The sequence below is a fragment of the Paenibacillus massiliensis 2301065 = DSM 16942 genome, from assembly GCF_000377505.1.
Lineage (GTDB): Bacteria > Bacillota > Bacilli > Paenibacillales > Paenibacillaceae > Paenibacillus > Paenibacillus massiliensis.
Genome location: NZ_KB898186.1, coordinates 281,989 through 305,887 on the forward strand (window position 1 = coordinate 281,989; position 23,899 = coordinate 305,887).

At 50.8% G+C, this 23,899-nt stretch carries 1 protein-coding gene; it reads right to left on the minus strand.

Annotated elements, in window-relative coordinates:
- Positions 1-76 precede the first annotated feature (76 nt).
- Positions 77-23,887 carry a non-ribosomal peptide synthase/polyketide synthase gene (locus D328_RS0105190; RefSeq protein WP_018883904.1) on the minus strand — a complete coding sequence of 7,937 codons (23,811 nt, stop codon included), beginning with the start codon at positions 23,885-23,887 and terminating at the stop codon, positions 77-79.
- Positions 23,888-23,899 lie beyond the last annotated feature (12 nt).

Below are 23,899 nucleotides of genomic sequence, written 5' to 3' on the forward strand. Positions count from 1 at the left end.
AGCGTTACCGCTGTCAGCAGGAGGGCTAACAGCAGTAACGCTTTTTGATATTCATTACATGTCTGATCCGTTGTTGCTATTCGGCTGTAGTGTGCGTCTGTAGTATGCGTCCTGCAATCTCTTGAATGATTTGCTGGATCAGAGGTCCATTTGCTTCTATAAAGCCTGCTTCCAGCAATACATCATGGCTACCCATAACGTCATACTCAGCATGATGCCCTGATGTTGCTTTTCTCCATAATAGCTCATCAGTGCCTCGCATCTGTCCTGTCTGTAGGCCATTCGCAACTAATCCGTGAATATTGGCATTGACAGTGCCGTCATTAATCAGCTCATTTCTGTATTCGGTATATGCCTTGATTTTGTTCCGGACCCTCTCACGTTCACTCGGATCTTCAAGCAATGATCGGTAGCTCTCAGAGACACTGACAAGGAGCATATCAATAATATCATCGATCTCTTGCGGTGACATGACCTCCTTGCTCGTCTCGCGTAATGCATCGACCATGATGATATCAGAGACGGTGTGACCGCGACGTTCCATAGCTTTGGCTACCTCGAACGCCAAATTGCCACCCAGCGAGTAGCCGAGGAATACATATGGACCTTCCTTTTGGACACTCACGATCGAATCAACGTATCGTTCCAGCATTTCTTCACCTGTATAACGATCTCCGATGAACTCCAAGCCGTACACGATGCTGGTGTGCTCAAGCTGTCGGGCCATTTCATAATATCCCAGACCATAGCCGACTCTTGGCGGGAATGAGAACAGGCGGATGGAGCCGTGCTCATTCAGTCGAATCATTTCACTCTCTTCATGGTCGGCGATTGCTGCAAATCCGGATTTTACAATTTCCAGGGCCATGTCCTGAACCGTAGGTGCATTAAATACAGTATGAATCGACAGTGCCACGTTCATTTTAGAGCTGATCTGCTGGATAAGCTGCAGTACTTTTAAAGAGTGACCACCAAGATCAAAGAAGTTATCCTGCATACTGATCTTTTCGATTCCAAGCACTTCCTGCCATACAGTAGCCAGCTCGCTCTCCAGTTGAGTACGAGGTGCGATATATTCGCCATGGGTGCGTACGACGCTCTCTGGCTGTGGCAGTGCTTTGCGATCTAATTTGCCATTTGGCGTCAGCGGCATACGCTCTAATTGGATAAAATAAGTTGGCATCATGTACGCAGGCAATCCCTCTATCAGAGCGCCTCTCAGCTCGCCAAGAGCCAACTGGCGATTCGCCACCAGATAAGCACACAGCTGCTTCTGACCCTGTTCATCCTCATGTGCTACGACAACCGCTTCCTGTACAGGTGGAAGCTTCAGAATCTGTGCCTCTACCTCACCCAGCTCAATTCGATAGCCACGAATTTTGACCTGATGGTCGATCCGACCCAAATATTCGAGATTGCCGTCAGGCAACCATCTTGCCAGATCGCCGGTCCGGTACATCCGATCTCCTGCTATGAAGGGATGCGGGACGAATACGTCGGCTGTTAACTCAGGACGATTGTAGTATCCTCGGCCTACGCCGTCACCAGCAATGCACAGTTCCCCAGCGACACCAATCGGAGCTAGCTGCTGTGTACTGTCCATGATCCAGACCTGCACATTGTCAAAAGGCTGACCGATCGGCACATTAGTCGCATGCAAAATGTCGCGACTTGTTGAGTATTTCGTGGCGTAGACGGTAGCTTCCGTTGGTCCGTAAATATTCTCCAATTGTGCATTCGGGGTCAGTTGGTAGTATTCCTCCACCAGCTTAGCCGGCAGAGCCTCCCCACAGGCGAACAAGTATTTCAATGCACGCATCTGCTCTACTCCCGCTTCTTTCATATACTGTACCAGGATGCTGAGCATGGAAGGTACAAGATTCAAGTGTGTAATTCGATGCTGCTCTACAGCCTTCAGCAGCGCGGCCGGGTCCTTCTCCAAGCCCTGAGGCAGTATGACCAGCTTACCTTGACCGAAGAACCAGCTGAACAATTCCGGTACAGAGAAGTCGAATGTGAATGTCGTCTTCAACAGGAATGCATCGTCGTCCAGCATCGGGTACATGCGCTCCAACTGACTTAAAGTATGAACAGCGGAGCGATGCTCGATCATAACCCCTTTTGGCTTGCCGGTTGAGCCTGAAGTATAGATGACATAGGCTAGGTGGGTTGGCCCCGCGACAGCCTCCAGATTCGTTCGATCCATATGGTAGACCAACGGATCATCGAGATTAACCATGCTGCCGTCAAATGGGGTCTTCTCCAGCTCATGTTCTCGGGTGAGCAGCAATTGTGCACCAGAGTCCTCCAGCATATACCGAATGCGCTCTTCAGGGAATTCAGGATCAATCGGCACATATGCACCGCCCGCCTTGAGTATGCCCAGAATACCCACGATCATCTCCAGTGAACGCTCTACCATGATCCCTACAACCTGATCTGGCTGGACTCCCTTGTTACGGAGAGTGCGGGCCAGAGCGTTCGACCGTTCGTTCAATTCCTTGTAGGTCAGATGATGATCTTCGAAGACGAGAGCTATTTTCTCCGGTCTAGACTCGGCTTGAGCTTCAAATATCTGATGAAGCGTTGCATGGTGCATGTAGTCAACTGGAGCTCCCTGGAAGCTGCTAATTTGCTCTACCTCTTGTGTCGTAATCACCTGCAAATCACGGAGCCGAGCATATGGATGATCCAGTACTTGTTCAAACAGACGAATCAAATGTCCTTGAATTCGCTGAATCGTCATCGTATCAAATACTAGCTCATTGTATCTCATATGAAGCTTGAGCTCTGTGCCTGGTGCGATGGTGAGCACAAAATCATAGTTCGTTTGCTCGAACATCGTCACATCGGAAATCCTTAGATCACTCGCATCATCTTGGCCCATTTGGCTGAAGCGTTCCTCAACAGGATAGTTCTCGAATACCATGACGTGGCTAATCAGATTTTGCTTTTGACCCGTCTGCGCCTGAATTTCATAGAGTGGATACGTATCATAAGCATGTGAAGCCAGATATTGATCTTGTTGTGTTCTCAGTAATTGTGCAAAAATCGTCTGCTCCTCTGATCGAACACGAACCGGGACCGTATTAATAAATAAGCCGACCATGTGCTCAATACCTGGTAATTCAGCAGGTCTACCCGATACGATGTTTCCGAATACAACGTCAAGACTGTTATTATATCGCTGTAAAAGAATACCCCACACGGCCTGCAAAATAGTGCTGACCGTTACCTGCTGTTGCTTGGCTAGCTGTTCAATTCGCTTGGTCATGTCTTCACCAAGGTTACAGATGAGCTCTCTTAGTACATACTCGCCAGCCTTGCCATGATTCGTGTCCTGTGGCAGTAGAGTCTGCTGCTCATAATCTTCGAGGTATTCTCTCCAGTATGCTGCTGCTGCGTTCAGATCACGTTGCTCCAGCCATTCGATATAAGTGCTGTAGGATGGTGCTGGAGCAAGCTCCGGTTGTCGTTGCTCTACAATCGCAGCATAGTGCTCGAAGATCTCCTGCATCAGGTGAGGCACGCTCCAGCCATCAATAATAATATGATGGAAGCTCCAGATGAGACGATAGCTGTCCTTGCCAACACGGAGAATCGAGATACGTAACAGTGCATCCTGCGTCAGATCGAATCCTTGGGATCGATCCTGTACGATGAAGCTGTCTGCATAGGCACTGCGTTCGGCGGGAGCCATTTCGAGCAGATCCTCAAAGTAAAACGCGCTGCGCTTATGGCGATACACGACCTGCACAGGCTCGGCCATACCACGATAAATGCCTGTACGAAGGGCATCGTGTCGCTGCATCAAGGCATCCAAGGCTTGTGAAAATGCCTGAATGTTCAGCTCTCCCTGGATGGAGAATGCAGACTGCTCGAAATAGGAGCCTGGATTCGAATCTGTGAGGCTTAAGAAGAGCATTCCTTTCTGCATCGGCGTAAGCTGGTACACATTCTCAACCTCACCAATATGTCGAGTGTTCTCCACTAACTTGTCCAATTCGTCCAGTTCAAGCCCCTGCAGCAGCACATCGCTTGGTGTCAGCTCTGCCTGTTCCTTGCTTGTGCAATTATGAATAATCTCCTGAAGCTTGCTCTGGATCAGAGCGGCTAGCTTCTCCATGGTCTCCTTGCGATATTGCTGCCCGCTATAGCTGATAGCGAGCTTTAGCGTGCCATCGACAATCATGCCGTTGATGTCCAGCACATAGTTTCGTACGTGGCTCTCGCTTATAGCCACACCTGTTGGATAGGAGGACATGTGTATGGCATTGCTGTCCAAATCCTGATCAAACTGCCCCAGATAGTTGAAGCTGATATCGGGATGTAGAGGAGATACATGGTGCTCATGCGCGCCGCTACCGGATAAGTATGTGAGTATGCCGTAACCGATACCTTTATGTGGGATGCAGCGCAAATCCTCCTTGACGCGTTTGATATGGCGCGATACATTCTGCCCAGATTGGATCCTCAGCACTACTGGATATTGGCTGGTGAACCAGCCCACGGTTCGATTGATATCAATATTCGGTATGATTGCCTCACGACCGTGTCCTTCCAGGCTGACCATAACTTGTTCCATACCAGTCCATTCGTGAACTGCCATACCCAGAGCCGTCAGCAGCAAATCGTTTACTTCCGTATTGTAGGCGCGATTAGCCTGCGTCAGCAGCTGAGAAGTCTCTTGCTCAGTCCACTGGGCCATGACCGTCTCTGTGTCTTGAACACGAGCGATAGGCTGGTCATAATCCTGCGGCAACGAATCAATGGCTGAGGCCATCTGTTTTACCTGTTGCCAGTAGGCCCGTTCCGCCTCGATGGCTGGGCTTGCGGCATATGAGGATAGCTGCTGCGCCCAGGTGCGGAATGAGTCTGTCTTATATGGCAGCTGAATGTCCTGTCCGCTTATGGCTTGCTCATATCCGCTGGCAATATCCTCGAACAGAATCCGCCAGGACACACCATCCACAACCAGATGATGAATGACGATCAGCAAGTGATCCCCGTCTGCGCAGTGGAACAATCCAAGCTTCAATAAAGGTCCCTCATTCAGCTGGATGCTGCGCTGAATCGCATTAGCCTTTGCCTCGATCGCTGCAGTACAATCCGCTTCATCGCGGACATCGGCAACGTCCAGTGTATAGAGCTCACCTTCATGAATGCCGCGATTCATGGCCTTATATCCATTATCTGTCAGACGGAATACAAGCCGAAGTGCATCATGATGCTCCACAATCCGCGTCATCGTCTGATGCAGTGCCGTCAGCTCAAAGCCATCTGCCCGATATAGCATGACCGCATGATTGAAATGCTGTGGATCTGCTGGTGTCTGCTCGAAGAACCAGTGCTGGATCGGGAGCAGCGGTGTCTCGCCGCCGACTTCTTCTTGATCGGCAGTGTGTACAAGGGTCTGAACATACGGGCTAAGTTCTGCAATTGTCGGATATCTGAACAAGTGCTTCATGTCGAGCTTGTAGCCAGCCTGCATCATTCTTGAAGATACCTGAATAGACTTGATGGAGTCGCCCCCTAGGTCGAAGAAGCTGTCATGAATGCCGACTCTTGCAACGCCAAGCACGCTCTGCCAAATAGCGGACAACGCTTGCTCTACAGCCGTCCTTGGGGCTACGAAGTCGCTTCCTGTAGGGAGACTACTATCAGGCTTTGGTAGTGCCTTACGGTCAATCTTGCCGTTCGGAGTATGCGGTAGCTGCTCCAGCTGCACGAAATAGGACGGAATCATGTAGCCAGGTAGCTCCTGGGACAGCGCCCCACGAAGCTCCTTCGCTGTCAATAGCCGGTCAGCGACCAGATAGGCGCTCAGCTGCTTTTGGCCATCCTCGGCGGCATAGGCGGTGACAACGACTTCTTGTACAGCATCCACCTTCAGTAGCTGAGCTTCAATCTCGCCCAGCTCAATGCGGTAGCCGCGAATCTTCACCTGCTCATCCATCCGACCCAGGTATTCGATATGACCGTCAGCGAGTCTGCGGGCCAGATCGCCAGTACGATACATGCGACCGCCTGGTACGAACGGGTTGTCCACGAATTTCTCCGCGGTCAGCTCCGGTCTGTTCAGATAGCCTCGTGCCACACCGTCTCCGGCAATGTACATTTCCCCAGGCACTCCGATCGGTACAGGATGACCCTGTGCGTCTAGCAGATAGATGCTCACATTGTCAGCAGGTACGCCAATCGGTACAGACTCCCGTGTATCCCGGACTGGATCGTAGCGGTAGATCATGCAGCCGACGACGGTCTCAGTCGGCCCATATTCGTTAAAGATCTGGATATCGCCGCCGAACAGCTCTGTGATGCTGCTCGCCAGATGGGTGCTGAGATTCTCCCCGCCCACGATGAGCTTCCGAATGCGGGAGCGTCCTGCCGCTGCCCAAGTCATGTCTTTGATGAGACTCAGGTGTGTTGGCGTCAGCTTGATAATGTCGACTTGGTTGTCCTCGACGATCTGCTGGATTAACAAGCCCTTATCTTGACCGGCGTAAATCCGGATCGTGTTGCCTGTAATCAACGGTGTGAACACCGAAGTAACCGTCAAGTCAAAGGAAATGGACGAGTACAGTGGGAAATCGAGCGAATCCTCACCCACGTATACCTTCTTGGCCCACCAAATATAGTTGACGAGTCCCTGGTGTGTGATCATAGCCCCCTTAGGCAGTCCGGTTGTGCCAGAGGTGTAGATGATATAGGCCAGGTCATGTGGCATAACGCTCACGTTCGGATTATCCGATACGTCCGAGTAGGCCTGTGCATCATCCAGACTCACCAGCTTGCCCTCGAAGGTTGCCAGCTCAGGCTTCTCCTCTCGCAGATGGCTTTGCGTCAGGAGCAGGCTAGCCCCAGAGTCCTGCAGGATATAGCGAATTCGCTCGTCCGGGTACTCAGGGTCGATCGGGACATAGGTAGCGCCAGCCTTCAGGGCGGCGATAATACCAATGACCATCTCCAGCGAACGCTCGACCAGCAGCCCGACAATGTGCTCGGACTGGACGCCTTCGGCGCGAAGATAATGGGCAAGCCGATTGGCCTGTTCATTCAGCTCGCCGTAGGTTAACTGCTGATCTTCGAGTACCACCGCCACGTGATGAGGTGTTCGCAGCACCTGCTCCTCGAACAGCTGATGAATGGCTTGCTGCTTCGGATACGCTGCTGCTGTTGCATTCAATTGCCCAATCAGCTGCGATTGTTCAGCCGGGGTAACCAGCTCAAGCTGGCTGACCAGCATGTTCGGCTGAGCTGTAAGCTGCTCCAGAACATGCACGAGATGTCCCTGGATTCGCTCAACAACGGACTTCTGATAGATCAGATTGTTATAGCGGTAGCTGATTCGAAGGGTCTGCCCCGGTATAACAATTAGGTTGAAATCATAGTTGGTCTGTTCGAACATGTGAACGTCCGTGATCTCAAAAGCATCCTCACTAGCGCTTGTAGACTGTTCAAATTGCTGCTCCATCGGATAGTTCTCAAACACCATGATATGGGAGATCAAGCCTTGCTTTTGTTCAGCATGAGCCTGAATCTCATATAGCGGGTAGGTGTCATAGGTGCTCGATGCCAGAGCTGACTCCTGAGCTGCCTTGAGCACATCCAGGCAAGAAGCATCATCATTGGTTCGTATGCGAATCGGAATCGTATTAATAAACAAGCCGATCATCGTCTCGATTCCGGAAATATCAGCTGGTCTGCCGGATACGACGCTTCCGAATACAACATCACGGCTTCCGTTATATCGTTGCAGAACTAGACCCCAAGCGGTCTGCATCAAGGTATTGACGGTGACGTGATGCTCTTTGGCCAACGCTTCCATACGCTGGGTCAGTTCCTCGCCTAGGTCACATACCCATTCTTCAAGCACATAGCCCGCGTCCTTGCTTACCATGCTGTGCTCGGCATCCTGCGGCAATTGCGTCTGCTGATCGTATCCCTCAAGATAGTGAAGCCAGTAGGAGGAGGCTTCATCATCATGCTGTTGCGCCAGCCATTCGATATATCTGCTATAAGGAACAGCCGGTGTTAAGCTGGGCTCTCGATGCTGTTGGATGGCCGTGTAGTGCTCAAATACCTCCTGCATCATCAGTGGCACGCACCAGCCATCCAAGATGATGTGATGGAAGCTCCAGTATAGTCGATATGTCTGCTCCCCCGTACGGAAGACGGATACACGCATGAGTGTATCCTGCATTAGATCGAAGCCGTCCCTAGTATCGCGGCTACTGAAGGCTTCGATATATGCATCGCACTCCGCTTTGTGCATATGGCGCAGATCCTCGTAAAGAAATCCACAAGGCCGGTTTCGATAGACGATTTGTACTGGCTCATTCAGACCATCATAAAAACCGGTACGCAGTATATCATGGCGCCGCATTAGAGCATGAAGACTTTGGGCGAATACTTCGGCATCCAGTTGCCCTTCAAGACCGAATGTAACCTGTTCAAAATAGGCTGCTGACTCCGGCTCCAGTTGACTATGGAACAGCATCCCTTTTTGCATGGGTGTAAGTCTGTACACATTATCAATCTCGCCGATCTTGCGGGTCTGTCCCACAAGCTGCTCCAACTCCTCCATGCTGAGCTCGGATAGCAGCAGATCACTTGGTGTCAGCTCTCGCTGCTCCTGGCTCGCACAGTGTAAGAGTACTTCACTGAGCTTCGCCTGGAGAAGGGTAGAGAACTGTTCCATCGTGCCTTGATGATACTGAAGTCTGTTGTAGGCGACGCTTAAGGACAGTACACCGTCCGAGATCATACCGTTAATATCGAGTGCATAGTATTGGGCCTGCTTCTCACTTAGAGAGGCACCCACAGGATAGGATGACATCTGTAGCTTGTTGTTGTCCATATCCTGGTCGAACTGCCCCAGGTAGTTGAAGCTGATGTCTGGATGTAGGAGCATATCATGGTCAACACTTCCTTGGCCACCAGACAAATAGGTCAGGATTCCGTATCCGATGCCTTTATGCGGTATGCGCCGCAGGTCTTCCTTTACACGCTTGATCTTACCTGATACACCCTGGCCAGAGCCGATATCCAGTATCACGGGATACTGACTTGTGAACCAGCCGACAGTACGGGTAATATCGACATTCGGTACGATTGCCTCTCGTCCATGGCCTTCCAGGTTCACTAATACTTGACTGCTTCCAGTCCAGGCATGGACAGCCATGCCAAGGGCTGTGAGCAGCAGATCGCTTACTTCCGTGTTATAGGCTTGATTAGCCTGCTGCAACAGGAGTAAGGTCTCTTCGGCGCTCCATTGCACAGTAATAGTATCGACATGACTCCGCAACAGGCTATCCTGGGACTCGTCCTTTGGTAGCGGTGCAATGGCTGAGGCAGTCTGCACAAGGTTCTGCCAGTAGGCTCGTTCGGATGCGATAGCTGGACCTGCTGCATACAAGGACAGCTGCTGTGCCCAGGTGCGGAATGAGTCCGTCTTGTGCGGTAGCTGAATGTCCTGCCCAGTTAACGTTTGCTCATACCCTGAAGCAATATCCTCAAGCAGGATTCGCCACGATATACCGTCAACAGCCAGATGGTGAATCACGATCAGCAGATGGTCGCCATCCGAACAGTGGAACAATCCGAGCTTCAGCAGGGGCCCCGTATTCAGATTGATGCTGCGTTGAATCTCGCTAGCCTTTGCCTCAATCACATTATGGCAATCAGCTTCATTACGAAGATCGGCAATATCCAGCGTATACAACTCGCCCTCATCAATGCCTCGAATCATCGCTTGATATCTATCATCTGTCTGTCCGAACACAAGCCGCAGTGCATCATGATGCTGTACAATTCGGGTCATCGTCTTGTGAAGGGCAGTGAGATCGAACCCTTCCGCCTGATGCAGCATGACCGCGTGATTAAAGTGATGAGGGTCTGTGGATGTCTCCTCAAAGTACCAGTGCTGGATCGGTAGCAGTAGCGTCTCGCCAACCACCTCGCTTTGATCGGCGGTGTGAACGAGAACTTGTACATGCTGGCTGAGCTCCGAGACCGTAGGATATCTGAACAAATGTTTCATATCCAGCCTGTAACCCGCCTGCATAAGTCTTGAGGACACCTGTATGGCTTTAATGGAGTCGCCTCCAAGATCAAAGAAGCTATCATGAATACTGATTCTGTCCATCCCGAGTACGCTTTGCCAGATTGCAGCGAGTACTTCTTCTATCGCTGTCCGTGGGGAGACATATTCGTGTCCCATGGACAGACTGCTCTCCGGTGCTGGTAATGCCTTGCGGTCGATTTTTCCATTTGCATTCAGCGGCATATGGGTGAGCTGCACGAAGTATGATGGAATCATATAGCCTGGCAGCTCTTGCGCCAGTGCTCCCCGAAGCTCGCTTACTACCAGGGCACTATCTGCCGTAAAGTAGGCGCACAGCTGCTTCTGTCCATTCTCTTCTTCACGTGCCACAACGATAGCCTCTTGAATAGCACTAACCTTGAGCAGCTGCGCTTCAACCTCGCCCAGTTCAATCCGGTAACCACGGATCTTCACCTGGTGGTCTATACGACCCAAATATTCAATGTTGCCATCTGCCTGCCAGCGTACAAGATCGCCTGTGCGATACATGCGCCCTTCTGGAACAAATGGGTCGGCTACAAACTTGTCGGAGGTTAGATCAGGACGATTCAGATAGCCCCTGGCTACACCGACCCCTGCGATGCATAACTCTCCCGGCACGCCAATTGGCTGCAGCTTTCCTCCCTCGCTAAGGACATAAAGTCGAATATTGGAGATCGGCCTACCGATTGGGATCGCTCTATAAGTGATGTTCGGGTGCACCTCGAAATAGGATACTTCGACTGTTGCTTCCGTCGGACCGTACAAGTTCACTAGCTTCGCCTGACTGACTGATGAGATATATTGATGGAATCTCTCAGCTTGAGATGGCGTCAATGCCTCACCACTTGTAGCCACCAGCTTCAATGAAGATAACTTGCTTTGTGCTGGTATGCCCTGACGCTCAACAAACTCCAAGAAGACATGCAGCATAGCCGGTACGAAATGGATTCTGCTAAGCCTGTGTGTAGCAATGGTGTCTAGGATGACCTCAGGGTCTTTCTCTCCGTCCACCGCAAGCAGACACAGGCTTGCCCCCACCAGCGACCAGCCGAACAGCTCCCATACGGATACGTCGAACGTAATCGCTGTCTTCTGCATGATGATTTCCCCTGGTTCGAACGGGTACAGCTCCAGCATCCAGTTCAGGCGATTGATGACCGAACGATGCTCAACCATCACGCCTTTTGGCTTCCCTGTGGAGCCAGAAGTATAGATCACATAGGCCATGTCCAGTGGTCCAGCCACCGGCTGCAAATTTGAACCATCCATGTGATATGACTGCGCCTCGTCGAGCTTCAAGGTCTGTCCAGCAAATTGAATTGGTGGTTGCAAATGACTTGGCAGCAGCAACAGCTGTGCGCCCGAATCCTCCAGCATATAGCGGATACGATCCTCCGGGTAGCTCGGATCAATCGGCACATAGGCTCCACCGGCCTTCAAGATTGCGAAGATCCCGACCATCATTTCTAGCGACCGCTCCGTCATCAGTCCAACACGCTGATCCACCTGTACACCTGCGGCCCGCAGCGTCCGGGCTAACTGGTTCGCACGTTCATTCAGCTCCTGATATGTCATGCTAGTGTGTTCGAAAATGATAGCGGTCTGCTCAGGCGTTCTGGCCACTTGCGCCTCGAACAGCTGATGAATCGTTGTATCCTTTGGATAGTCGGCCATGGTCGCGTTGAATTGCTCCATAATCTCGAGCTGCTCTGCTGGCGTAATCATGTCGATCTCAGCCAGCTTCGTCTCGGGTGCATGAATCACCGCATCAAGAATCTGTACGAAATGGCTTGTGATCCGCTTAGCTGTATCTGGTCGGAACAGCACGGTGGCATATTCGAGACTGCACGCGAGTTCATTGTCTTGCTCGGTCACATTGAGCATGAGGTCAAACTTGGCGACCTGGTGCTCGTGTGGGTAGGTACTGAAGGACAGACCGTCAATCCCCCGTTCTACCTGCTCAAAGTTGTGGAGTGCGAACATCGTGTCGAATAATGGATTACGGCTGAGATCCCTTTTCAAATTCAGCTTCGAGACAAGCTCCTCCAATGGGTAATCCTGATGCTCGTAGGCTCGTAAGGCGTTCTCCTTGACCTCCTGCAGATAGTCGAGGAACGTCTTCTCCCCAGAAGGGTAGTTACGGAGTGCCAGTGTGCCGACAAACATACCGATCAGGTGCTCCAGCTCACTATGTGGTCTTCCCGCAATAGGGGTACCTACAACCAGATCCTCCTGACCCGTGTACTTGTGCAGAAGGCAGGTATACGCAGATAGAAGCACCATATACAAGGTAGATCCTGTACTTGCTGCAAGCTGTCTGATCGCATCACTTCTGGCGGCGTCGATCACGAATTCGATCTGGTCTCCCTTGAAGCTTTGAAGCGCTGGTCTGACACCGTCGGTAGGCAGGTCGAGCACAGGCAGCTCACCACGGAACACATTCAACCAGTATTCCTCCTGCTGAGACAGGCGTTCGCTATGAAGCTCGGAATGCTGCCATACAGCGTAGTCCTTGTACTGCATTTGAAGTGCTGGCAGTGAATTCCCTTCGTACAGCTGGATGAATTCCTCCACCAGTACGCCCATCGAGGCCCCATCGGATACAATATGGTGCATATCGAACAGCAACAGATGGCGCTCAGGCTCCAATTCTAGCAAGCCGACTCGAAGCAGTGGAGCCTGCTGGAGATCGAAGGGACGAATGAACGCACGCATGTGCTCTGATGTCTCTTCTTCTCTGATCTGCTCGTATTCCACCATAAATGACACTTCATTCTGTACGCGCTGTACAGGCTCGCCGTCGACGATCTCGAAGCTTGTTCTTAGGGTCTCATGCCGAGCGATGAGTTGCTGGAAGGCTTCTTCCAGCCTTGCTCGGTCAAGCTGTCCTTCCACCAGCAGGGAGCCCGGCATATTGTAACTAAGCTCACTGCCCTCCAGCTGGCTCAGTACGTACAAACGCTTCTGTGCCGAGGATACAGGGTAATAGTCTCGTTGCTCCACAAGCGGAATGGACACGTGAACTGACTGTCCTCGGTCATCCAGTAGCCCGGCAAGCTGCTCAATGGTCGGGAACTGAAATATCTCTCTGAGGGCGAGCTGTCCATTCATCTCCCTGGAGATGCGGGCAACCAGATTGGTTGCACGCAGGGAATGACCGCCAAGCTCGAAGAAGTTGTCTCTGATGCCCACGCTGTCGAGTCCCAGCACGTCTTGCCAGAGGGTCACCAGCTGTGCTTCGGTTGGCGTCCTTGGTGGCTCCTGATGTGCACCGTCTGCCCGGCTCACTTGTGGATCAGGCAATGCTTTACGGTCGATCTTGCCGTTCGGAGTCAGCGGCAAGCGATCCAGCTGAATCCAATAAGCTGGAACCATATAAGCTGGCAGCACTTGTGTTAGCTCCTCTTTCAATGTACCTTCGGACAGCAAGGTGCTGGCTGCGGTATAGTAGGCTGCCAGATGCTTCTGTCCCGTGCGATCCTCATAGACGACAACGACAGCTTCTTGTACCGAATTCAGCTTCCGTAAATTCTCTTCTATCTCGCCCAATTCAATGCGATACCCACGAATCTTCACTTGTGCGTCAATACGATCTATATACTCGATCTGACCATCCGGTCGCATTTGGGCCAGATCGCCTGTCCGATACAGACGTTCACCCGTTGCGAATGGAGAAGCAATGAATCGCTCGGCAGTCAGCTCCGCTTGATTCAGGTAGCCCAAGGCCAAACCGTCACCGCCAATGTATAGCTCTCCAGGGACACCTGCTGGTAGTGGATGAAGATCAAGATCCATAATGTAGGCTGAAGTATGACTGATCGGTTGGCCAATAGGCACCGTCTGTGCGGCCTCGTCCAGCTCGTTCACCGCATGGTAGGTGGCGAATACTGTACTTTCCGTCGGTCCATAGACATGAATGATGCGGCCGGGACCGAGTCTGGCCAAGGCCTTCCGCACATGCCCAACAGACACCTTCTCCCCACCAAATAGCAGGGTATCCAGCGTGTCGAAGCAGCTCACATCAATATCTGTGAGTGTATTGAAGAGGGCGGTGGTCATGAAGCACTTCGTAATGTGCTCTGTCTGTAACACATCCGCCAGCTCTCGTGCATCTAGTACCTGTTCGCCGCGAATTAACACCAGAGAAGCTCCGTTCAGAAGAGCCCCATAGATGTCGAATGTCGAGCCATCGAATGAAAAGCTGGACAACTGAAGGACACGATCCTGTGGAGAGAAGCGGATATAGTTCGTGTCCTTCACGACGCGACTAATATTGTAGTGCATCGTCAGGTTGCCTTTCGGCTTACCAGTCGAGCCGGAAGTATAGATGATGCATGCCAACGAATCAGGACCATTCACAGGTGTCGGGTTGCCAGTGTCGTGCAGATCGTTACCCTCAGCGGATAGATCCAATACGAGTCCGTTGAACGCTTTCGCTCGATCCCTGACCTGAGGATGAGCCAGCAGTACGGTGGCATGTGAATCCTCCAATATAAAGCGAATGCGTTCCTCCGGATATTGCGGATCGATAGGTACGTAGGCTCCGCCTGCTTTTAGTATGGCAAGCAGACCAATGATCATCTCCAGTGACCGTTCCGTCATAATTCCGACAGGCTGATTAGCCTGGACACCGTATGCACGTAGTGTATGCGCCAATCCATTGGCCTTCTCATTAAGCTGTCTATAGGTCAGTTGCTCATCTCCGAACACGAGAGCTGTATTGTCAGGGGTAGACTGGACCTGTTCCTCAAATAGCTGCTGCAGTGTCTTCTCCTTCGGATAAGCTGTCACCGCATTTTGGCTGAGGAGTGACAGCTGTGCTTCCTCATGTGGTGTTGCCAGTGTTAGCTCACCCACACGAAGATCCGGTTGGTTAACCACCTGCTTGAGCATATGAACAAAATGTCCCTGAATCTGTTCAATACTGGCCTGCGTATAGACAAGCTCATTGAAGCGGAATACAACATTGAACTCCTCGCCTGGCAATACGATCAAATTGAAATCATAATTCGTCTGCTCAAAGAGCTCGGCATCTGTAATTTCAAAGGCAGCCTGATCGCCACCCAACACTTCGATCTGCTCCTCTACGGGATAGTTCTCAAACACCATGATGTGGTTAATCAAATGCTGCTGTCCTGTCTGCGCCTGTATCTCATATAGAGGGAATGTATCATGGGCGTGAGAGGACAGATATTGCTGCTGCTGGTGCTTAACAAGCTCGGAGACACGTATAGTAGCATCAGCCTTCACACGCACTGGGATGGTATTGATGAATAAGCCTATGATGCTCTCAATGCCTGGAATTTCGGCAGGTCTTCCCGATACAACACTGCCGAAGACGACATCTCTGCTGTTGTTGTACTTTTGCAGGACAATACCCCACACAGTCTGCATCAGGGTATTGACCGTCACCTGCTGCCCTTTGGCTACCTGCTCGATACGCCTGCTTAGTTCCGTGCCCAGACTGCACGCCAGCTGCTTGGAGACATAAGATGATGACTTGCTGCTATGCAGCGCCTGTGGAAGCTGTGTGTGTTGCTCGTAATCAGCCAAATAATCATTCCAATACTGAGCAGAGGACTCATGGTCCTGACGCTCAAGCCACTCGATATAAGTGCTATAAGACACAGCTGGCGCCAGCTCAACGGTCTGTTGTTGCTGAGCAGCCAAATAGACATCGAATACTTCCCGCGTGATGAGCGGTACACACCATCCGTCCATGATGATGTGATGGAAGCTCCAGATCAGTAGATAATCGTCCTTATCCTTTTTCAGTACAGATACACGGAGTAGCACATCTTGCGTCAGATCGAAGCCCCTGGTCCGATCGCTATCAATATAGTGCTTAATCTTGCTTTCGCGCTGAAGCTCATCGAGATTGCTCAGATCCTCATAATTGAACTCACTGTGTCTGGTACGGTACACGATCTGTATCGGGTCACCCCAGCCATTATGAAAATTGGTGCGAAGTGCAGAATGTCTTTGTAACAAAGCGTCCAGACTCTGCTTGAAGCCCTGCGGATCGAATGGGCCATGCCACTCGAATGTGGCCTGCTCAAAATAGGATGATGAATCAGGCTCCAGCAGGCTGTGGAAGAACATGCCCTTCTGCATAGGCGTCAGCCTGTAAGCATTCTCGATCTCGCCGATATGACGATGCTGCTCTGACAGCTGCTCAAGCTGCTCGATGCCAAGTCCCTTCAGTAGCAGGTCGCTAGGCGTCAGCTCTGGGAATTCTTTGGCTGCACAATGCTGGATGACATTTTGCAAGGATGTGTGAATAAGGCCAGCCAGGTGCTCCATCGTCTCTTGGTGGTACTGGGTAGGGCGATAGCTGATGTCGAGCTGCAGTATCCCTCCGGTAATCAATCCGTTCATGTCCAAGGCATAGACCTGCCCGGTATGCTCACTCACTGCACGACCCGTCGAATAAGGGGACAGGCGCAAGGAGCTATTGCTCAGATCCTGGTCGAATTGGCCCAGGTAATTAAAGCTGATATCAGGCTTGAGATGATCGAAGTTCTTCTCCGTATGCTCGGACAGGTACTTCAATAAGCCGAATCCGATCCCCTTATGAGGAATAATCCTCATGCTCTCCTTGATCTTCTTAATCTGGTATGACAGCTCACTGTGACCCATATCCAGAACAACAGGGAATTGGGTGGTGAACCAACCGACAGTACGCGTGATATCAATCCCCGGGATTATCGGCTCCCGTCCGTGTCCTTCCAGATTGACCATCACTTGCTCGATACCGCACCAGGATTGAATAGCTAGGCCCAGTGCAGTCAAAAGCAGATCATTCGTCTCCGTGCTATAGGCCCGGTTAGCCTGTCTAAGCAGGAGTTCTGTCTCTTCTTCGCTCCATTGAACTGTGACCGTAGCAGAGTCACTTATTGTAGACGTAACTAGTGGCTCATCCTTGGGCAATGGTTCAAGCTGGATATCACGATATTGCTCCCAATACATGCGCTCTGATTCCATAGCCTGCCCATCAGCATACAGTGACAGCTCTTGTGCCCAGGCCTGATACGAATCGGTCTTTAGCGGCGACTGGATCTCCTGGCCATTCATGATCTGCTCATAGCCTGCTGAAATATCCTCGAACAGAATTCTCCACGACACACCATCCACAGCTAAATGGTGAATAACGATGAGCAGATGATCTCCATCTGTGCATCGGAACAGACCCATTTTCAACAAAGGACCATTCGTCAGATCCATGCTCCCTTGAATCTCATTGGATTTAGCCTCTATGGCTGCGCTTGGGTTAGCCTCTCCTTGAAGGTCAAGACACTCCAGGGTGAATAATTCACCATCCGAGATGCTGCGATTCCATGCCTGATATCCTGAATCCGTCTGACGAAATACGAGACGTAGCGCATCGTGATGCTCAACAACTCGAGTCATGACACGACGAAGCGCCGCTTCTTGGAACCCATCTTCCCGGAATAGCATAACTGCTTGGTTAAAATGGTGCGCAGAGGCTCCATACTGTTCAAAAAACCAATGTTGTATAGGGAGCAGGGCAGTAGAGCCTGTAACGACACCTTGCTCAGCAACGCGACCTGCTGCTTGTACATATGGGCTCAAGCCTGCAATTGTCGGGTTTTTGAAGAGCTCCTTCATTTCCAGACGATAACCGGACTGGAACAGCCTGGAGGATACCTGAATCGACTTGATAGAGTCGCCACCCAGATCGAAGAAGCTGTCATGAATACTGATATTACGCACACCAAGCACGCTCTGCCAGGCAGATGCCAGTGCTTGCTCTACCGCAGTCCGTGGTGCCACATATTCATTTCCGGTATGAACGTTAACCTCAGGAGCAGGCAGCATCCTGCGATCGACCTTCCCATTGGCTGTCAGTGGCAATTGCTCGATCTGCACGAAATAGGATGGAATCATATAGCTAGGCAGCTTGTTGCCCAATGTGCTCCGTAGCTCACGTGCATTCAGCCGGCTATCGGCTGTGAAGTAGGCACACAGCTGTTTTTGTCCATGATCGTCTTCACGTGCAATGACGACAGCCTCATGGATTTCCTCCAGTTGTAGCAGCTGTGCCTCAATTTCGCTTAGCTCAATCCGATAGCCACGGATTTTCACCTGCTCATCTATCCGACCTTTGAATTCAAGCGTGCCGTCAGGCCGCCAGCGCACCAGGTCTCCGGTCCGATAGCAGCGTTCATCTGCTCGAATCGGGTCTTGCAGGAACTTCTCTGCTGTCAACTCCGGACGATTCAAGTATCCACGTGCTACACCATCCCCGCCGACGATCAGCTCACCCCAGGCCCCAATTGGGACAAGCTTCATCATGCTATCTACAACATAAGCTGTAGAATTGTTAATGGGGTGTCCAATGGGTGCTGATTCCATGAGCAGGCCAGGGATCTGATAGGTAGTCGAGAAGGTTGTATTCTCAGTCGGGCCGTAGCCGTTCACAATGTGGAGCGCTGGATTGTCCTGAAGTACCCGGTTAATATGTTGCACGGAGAGTACATCCCCGCCGCTAATCAATGTCTTCATAGAACGGAACAGCTGGCTGTTCTGCTGCGATAGCTGATTGAAGAGAGGGGAGGTCAGCCACATTGTCGTAATGCCATAATCTTCAATGGTCTGTTGCAGCTTGCAGGCGTCCAGGATGACATCTTTGTTAGCCAGATAGAGCTGACCGCCATTCAGCAAAGCTCCCCATATTTCAAAGGTAGACGCATCAAACGTAATCGCACCTGTCTGCAATATACGTGTGTTGTCATCAAGCACAGCATAATTCGTATTTTTCACCAGACGCACGACATTCCGGTGTTCAATCATGACGCCTTTGGGCTGGCCAGTGGTTCCTGAAGTATAGATTACATAAGCCAAATCAGTAGGCATATTCACGGGATCAAGGTTCGATCCGTCTTGTGCGTAGATCTCGGTGTCATTCAAATTAAGCATTTGGCCAACAAAATCAATATCTGTACGATCCAGATCATGACCACGGGTAAGCAGAAGCTGTGCTCCCGAATCCTCCAGTATGTAGCTGATACGCTCGGCTGGATAATCAGGATCAATAGCTACATAAGCTCCTCCGGCCTTAAGAATGGCTAGAATACCGACCATCAGCTCAGTCGAGCGATGGGCAGCGATCGCTACAGGTTGATCCCGAACGACGCCATGCTCTCTAAGTGTTCGCGCTAGCTGGTTAGCTTGACTGTTAAGCTCGTGGTATTGAAGCTCAACACCCTCATATACGAGAGCAACCTGCGTACCATTCAATACGGCTTGCTCCTCAAATAGCTGGTGAATTGTGCTATTGCGTGGGTAGTCTGCTGCAGTTGCATTGAACTGCTCCACAATCTGTACCCGTTCCTGAGGTGTAATGATCTCAATCGCTGACAGCTTCGTCTCGGGTCTAGCTATGATAACGTCAATCAACTGCTGCAGGTGCTGCGCCAACCGTTCCACAGTATCTTGCTGGAATAGCGAGGTAGCATATTCCATGCTGCATGCCAGCTCGCTGACGCCCTCGGTGATCTGGAGTGTCAGATCGAACTTGGCCGTCTGATGTGAATGAGGATAGGGCTTGAATTGTAAGCCATCGAGCTCCTGCGTATCTTGCTCAACATTTTGCAGCACAAATAAAGTATCAAACAGGGGATTGCGGCTTAGATCGCGCCGGAGATCCAGCTTGTCTACAAGCTCCTCGAACGGATAATCTTGATGCTCAAAGGCTTTTAGGGAGGCTTCCTTTGTTTCCTGTACATACTGAACGAAGGTCTTATCCGCAGCCGGATAACTACGGATTGCCAGTGTATTCACGAACATTCCGATGATGCCGTCCAGATCAGCGTGTGGTCTGCCAGCAATGGGTGTGCCTACAATGATGTCTTCTTGTCTGGTGTATTTATGAAGTAATGCGGTGTAAGCCGAGAGAAGTACCATGAACAAGGTAGAGCCAGTCTGTGTAGCAAGCTGCTGCAATGCCGCCGTACGGGATTGATCCAATACAAATTCCACTGAGTTCCCGGCGAAGCTCTGGACAGGTGGTCTTGTAAAATCTGTTGGCAGCTCCAACACCGGTAATTCATCCTGGTACACATTCAGCCAATATGTCTTTTGTGTGCTCATACGGTCAGTGTGTGCCTGCTTCAATTGCCAGCCTGCGTAGTCTTTGTACTGTATTCGTAGCGCGGGAAGACCCAGTCCCTCGTACAGGCGATTGAATTCATCCACCAGAATACGAATGGATACTCCATCGGAAATAATGTGATGCATGTCGAATAGCAGCAAATGACGATTCATGTCCAGTTCGACCAATCCTACACGGAGAAGAGGAGCCGTCTGAAGGTCGAATGCTCTAATGAAACGATTAATGCAGACTTCTGCGTCTTGCTCCTTCGCTTGAGTGTACTCGATGGCAAATGGAACCTCTGCGTGTACACGTTGTACGGGCTCTCCACCAACGACGTCAAAGCTCGTTCTTAATGTTTCATGCCGCTGAATCAGCTGTTGGAAGGCTTTCTCCACACGCTTACGGTCCAGATCACCCTCAACAAGCATCACACCAGGCATGTTATAGCTAATCTCTCCACCCTCAAGCTGGCTCAACAGATACAGCCGCTTTTGAGCCGAAGAGACCGGGTAATACGCCTGTGTCTCAATAACAGGGATAGCTGTGTATGTGCTATGTGCTCTTCCTTCCAACAACTGAGCCATTTGCTCAATAGTCGGTGCCTGGAATACCTCTCGCAAAGAGAGGTTCATATTTAATTCTTTCTCTATACGGGCGGTCATGAGCGTAGCGCGTAGGGAATGACCCCCGATCTCGAAGAAATTATCCTTCACGCCAACAGCTGTTAGCCCCAGTATGCCTTCCCAGATCCGTGCAAGCTGTGCCTCACGTTCATTGCGAGGTGCTATATAAGCTTCACCCGTGTTCATATGGCCTTCAGGCGCTGGCAGTGCCCTGCGGTCAATCTTGCCATTGGATGTTAACGGCATGCTCGGAAGCTGTATGAAGTAGCCCGGGAGCATATAGGCTGGTAAATTCTCCGAAAGTCTGTCTTTGAGCTCTCCGACAGTCAGAGGCCGACTTGCCACGAAGTATGCGCATAGCTGCTTCTCTCCGTGAGTATCTTCCTTGGCCAGTACGACGGCCTCCTGAATCTCCTCCACTTTGGCGAGTTGCGTCTCTACTTCTCCTAGTTCAATCCGATAGCCACGAATTTTCACCTGATGGTCAATGCGCCCCAAATACTCGATGTTACCGTCCGGCAGCCAGCGAGCGAGGTCACCGCTACGATACATTCGTTCTCCGGGCTCAAAGGGATTGTCCACGAATTTCTCCGCTGTCAATTCCGGGCGGTTCAGGTAACCACGCGCAAGTCCATCTCCAGCTACATACATCTCCCCAGCTACGCCAATCGGCAACAGTCTTCGGTGCTCATCAAGTACGTACACCTTTAGCGTCGGAATAGGACCGCCGATATTGCTCTTTGCCTGCTCAATCTCGACTTCGGTAATTTCTTTATATGTAACGTGGACCGTTGTCTCTGTAATTCCATACATGTTGATCAGCTGTGTATTCGGATAGGCAGCCCGCCATTCTTTCAAGAGCTGTGGACTCAGGGCCTCGCCTCCGAAGATCACTTGGCGCACCCTCAGCTTTTGCTGCGGAGCAGCCAGCGCCTCGCGCAACAACTGATAGAAATACGTAGGTGTCTGGTTCAGGATCGTGATCTCCTGCTCTTCCAGCAGCTTCAGGAACTGTGCCGGATTCTTGGCAGTAAGGGATGGTACCATGACCAGCTTTCCGCCGTATAGTAGGGCTCCGTACATTTCCCAGACCGAGAAGTCGAAGCAGAAGGAGTGGAACATGGTCCATGAATCGGTTGGCCCGAATGCGAAGCGATTGTGACTGTTAAAGAGAAGACGTACCACATTTTTATGCTCAATAAGCGTACCCTTTGGCTTGCCCGTCGTTCCTGATGTATAGATGACATAAGCAAGGTCGGCTGGAGTGTTGATAGATGGCAGATTGGTATCATCCTCGTTGCTATAGGTCACATCCTCCAGGAATACGATACGTCCGGCAAACTGCACACGATCCTGCAAATGACCCTGCAGCAGCAGCAGCTCTGCCCCGGAATCCTCCAGCATGTAATGGATACGTTCCTCCGGGTATTCTGGGTCGATAGGAACATAAGCTCCGCCAGCCTTCAAAATAGCCAGAATACCTACGATCATATCAAGTGAGCGCTCTGCCATCAGACCAACGAGCTGATCTGCATGGACACCTTGCTGTCTCAGCATACGGGCGAGCTTGTTCGCACGGGCATTCAGCTCCCGGTAGGTGAGACTGTTGTCGCCAAGTATGACGGCTACTTGATCCGGGGTCTGCATGACTTGCTCCTCGAATATACGATGAATGGTATGCTCTCTAGGATAGTCTGCTTGAGTATCATTAAATACCGTCAATATGGTATTGGCTTCTTGCTCATCCATTAGGGAAATCTCTGAGATGCTGTGCGCGGGATTGCGCACAATATACTCAGATATAGACATAAGCTGCCGAATGATGTGGGCGATCTCCTCAGCGTCAAACAGGTGAATGCGATAATCGACATGCAGCACCAATTGATCTTCATCCAGCAGTTCTGCAATATGCAGCACGAGATCATTAACCTCGTCTCCACCAAAATCATAATCTGTATGAATGCGAACATCATCCAGGTCCACCCAGCTCACCGGGCGATATTCCATAGATACTCCGAACAAGCGCTGAATGTCCTTGTGGTGCTGAGAGGATCTTAAATCCTGAATGAGAAGGTTATAAGGATACTTTTGATGGCGTAGCAGAGCCATTTGCTCCTTGGCTACGTTTAATACAAAGCTCATCAAATCGATCCCAGGGTCGACAAGGGATCTAGCAGCGATGGTGCTGACGAACATACCTACCGTATTTTTTTCCTTCTTGGTCGAACGGTTGGCAAAGGAGGTGCCAATGGCGATGTCCTTCTCGCCAGTCGCCTTATGAATATAGATGTACATGGCCGCCATAAAAAATTGAAACAAGCTGACCCGGTTCTCCTGACAGAATTTCTGAATCTGCCTATATAATTCACGGTCTACTGTGAAGTGTTCTCTACGGGCAGCGGTACTGAGCAGTAAGGGATTGTATGGCTTCAGTCCTGTCATGTCTGGAAGCTCCGCAAATTTGTCGTTCCAGAACGCCTTATCCTTGGCGAAGCGATCAGATTGCACGTATGTATTCTCCGCCTCGATATATTCGATATAGGAGTGCTTCTCGCCCAGGGATGGAGCCATGCCCCGGATGAATTCGATATAATATTCCGTCAGCTGATTTCCGAATAGTACCATCGATATGCCATCCGAAATAATGTGATGCATCTTGACGCTCAACCAGTACTCATCATCACTGATTTTTATGAATAGGAAATGGAAGAGTTCATTCTCCAGAAGCTCAAATGGTGTCTGGATATGACGCTCCAGCCAGGCATTCAGTTCGTCTGCTCCAGCAAAATCGGCTGCATCCAGACAAGTGAACTCCTTATATTCGAAAGGAACGACATATTGCAGAGGTATCCCGTTCTCGGACGTAATGCGAATGCGAAATGCATCGTATTGCTCGATCACCATATTAATGGAGCGCATCAAGGCATCCAGATTCATGTTTCCTTTGAATTTTACAGTCCCTAGAAGTAGAGAGACGGAGGTATTCGGATACAGCAGCTCGGTATACCAAATTCGCTGTTGGGCATTGGTTAACGGGAATAATTGAACATCATCATGCATAAATATTACACC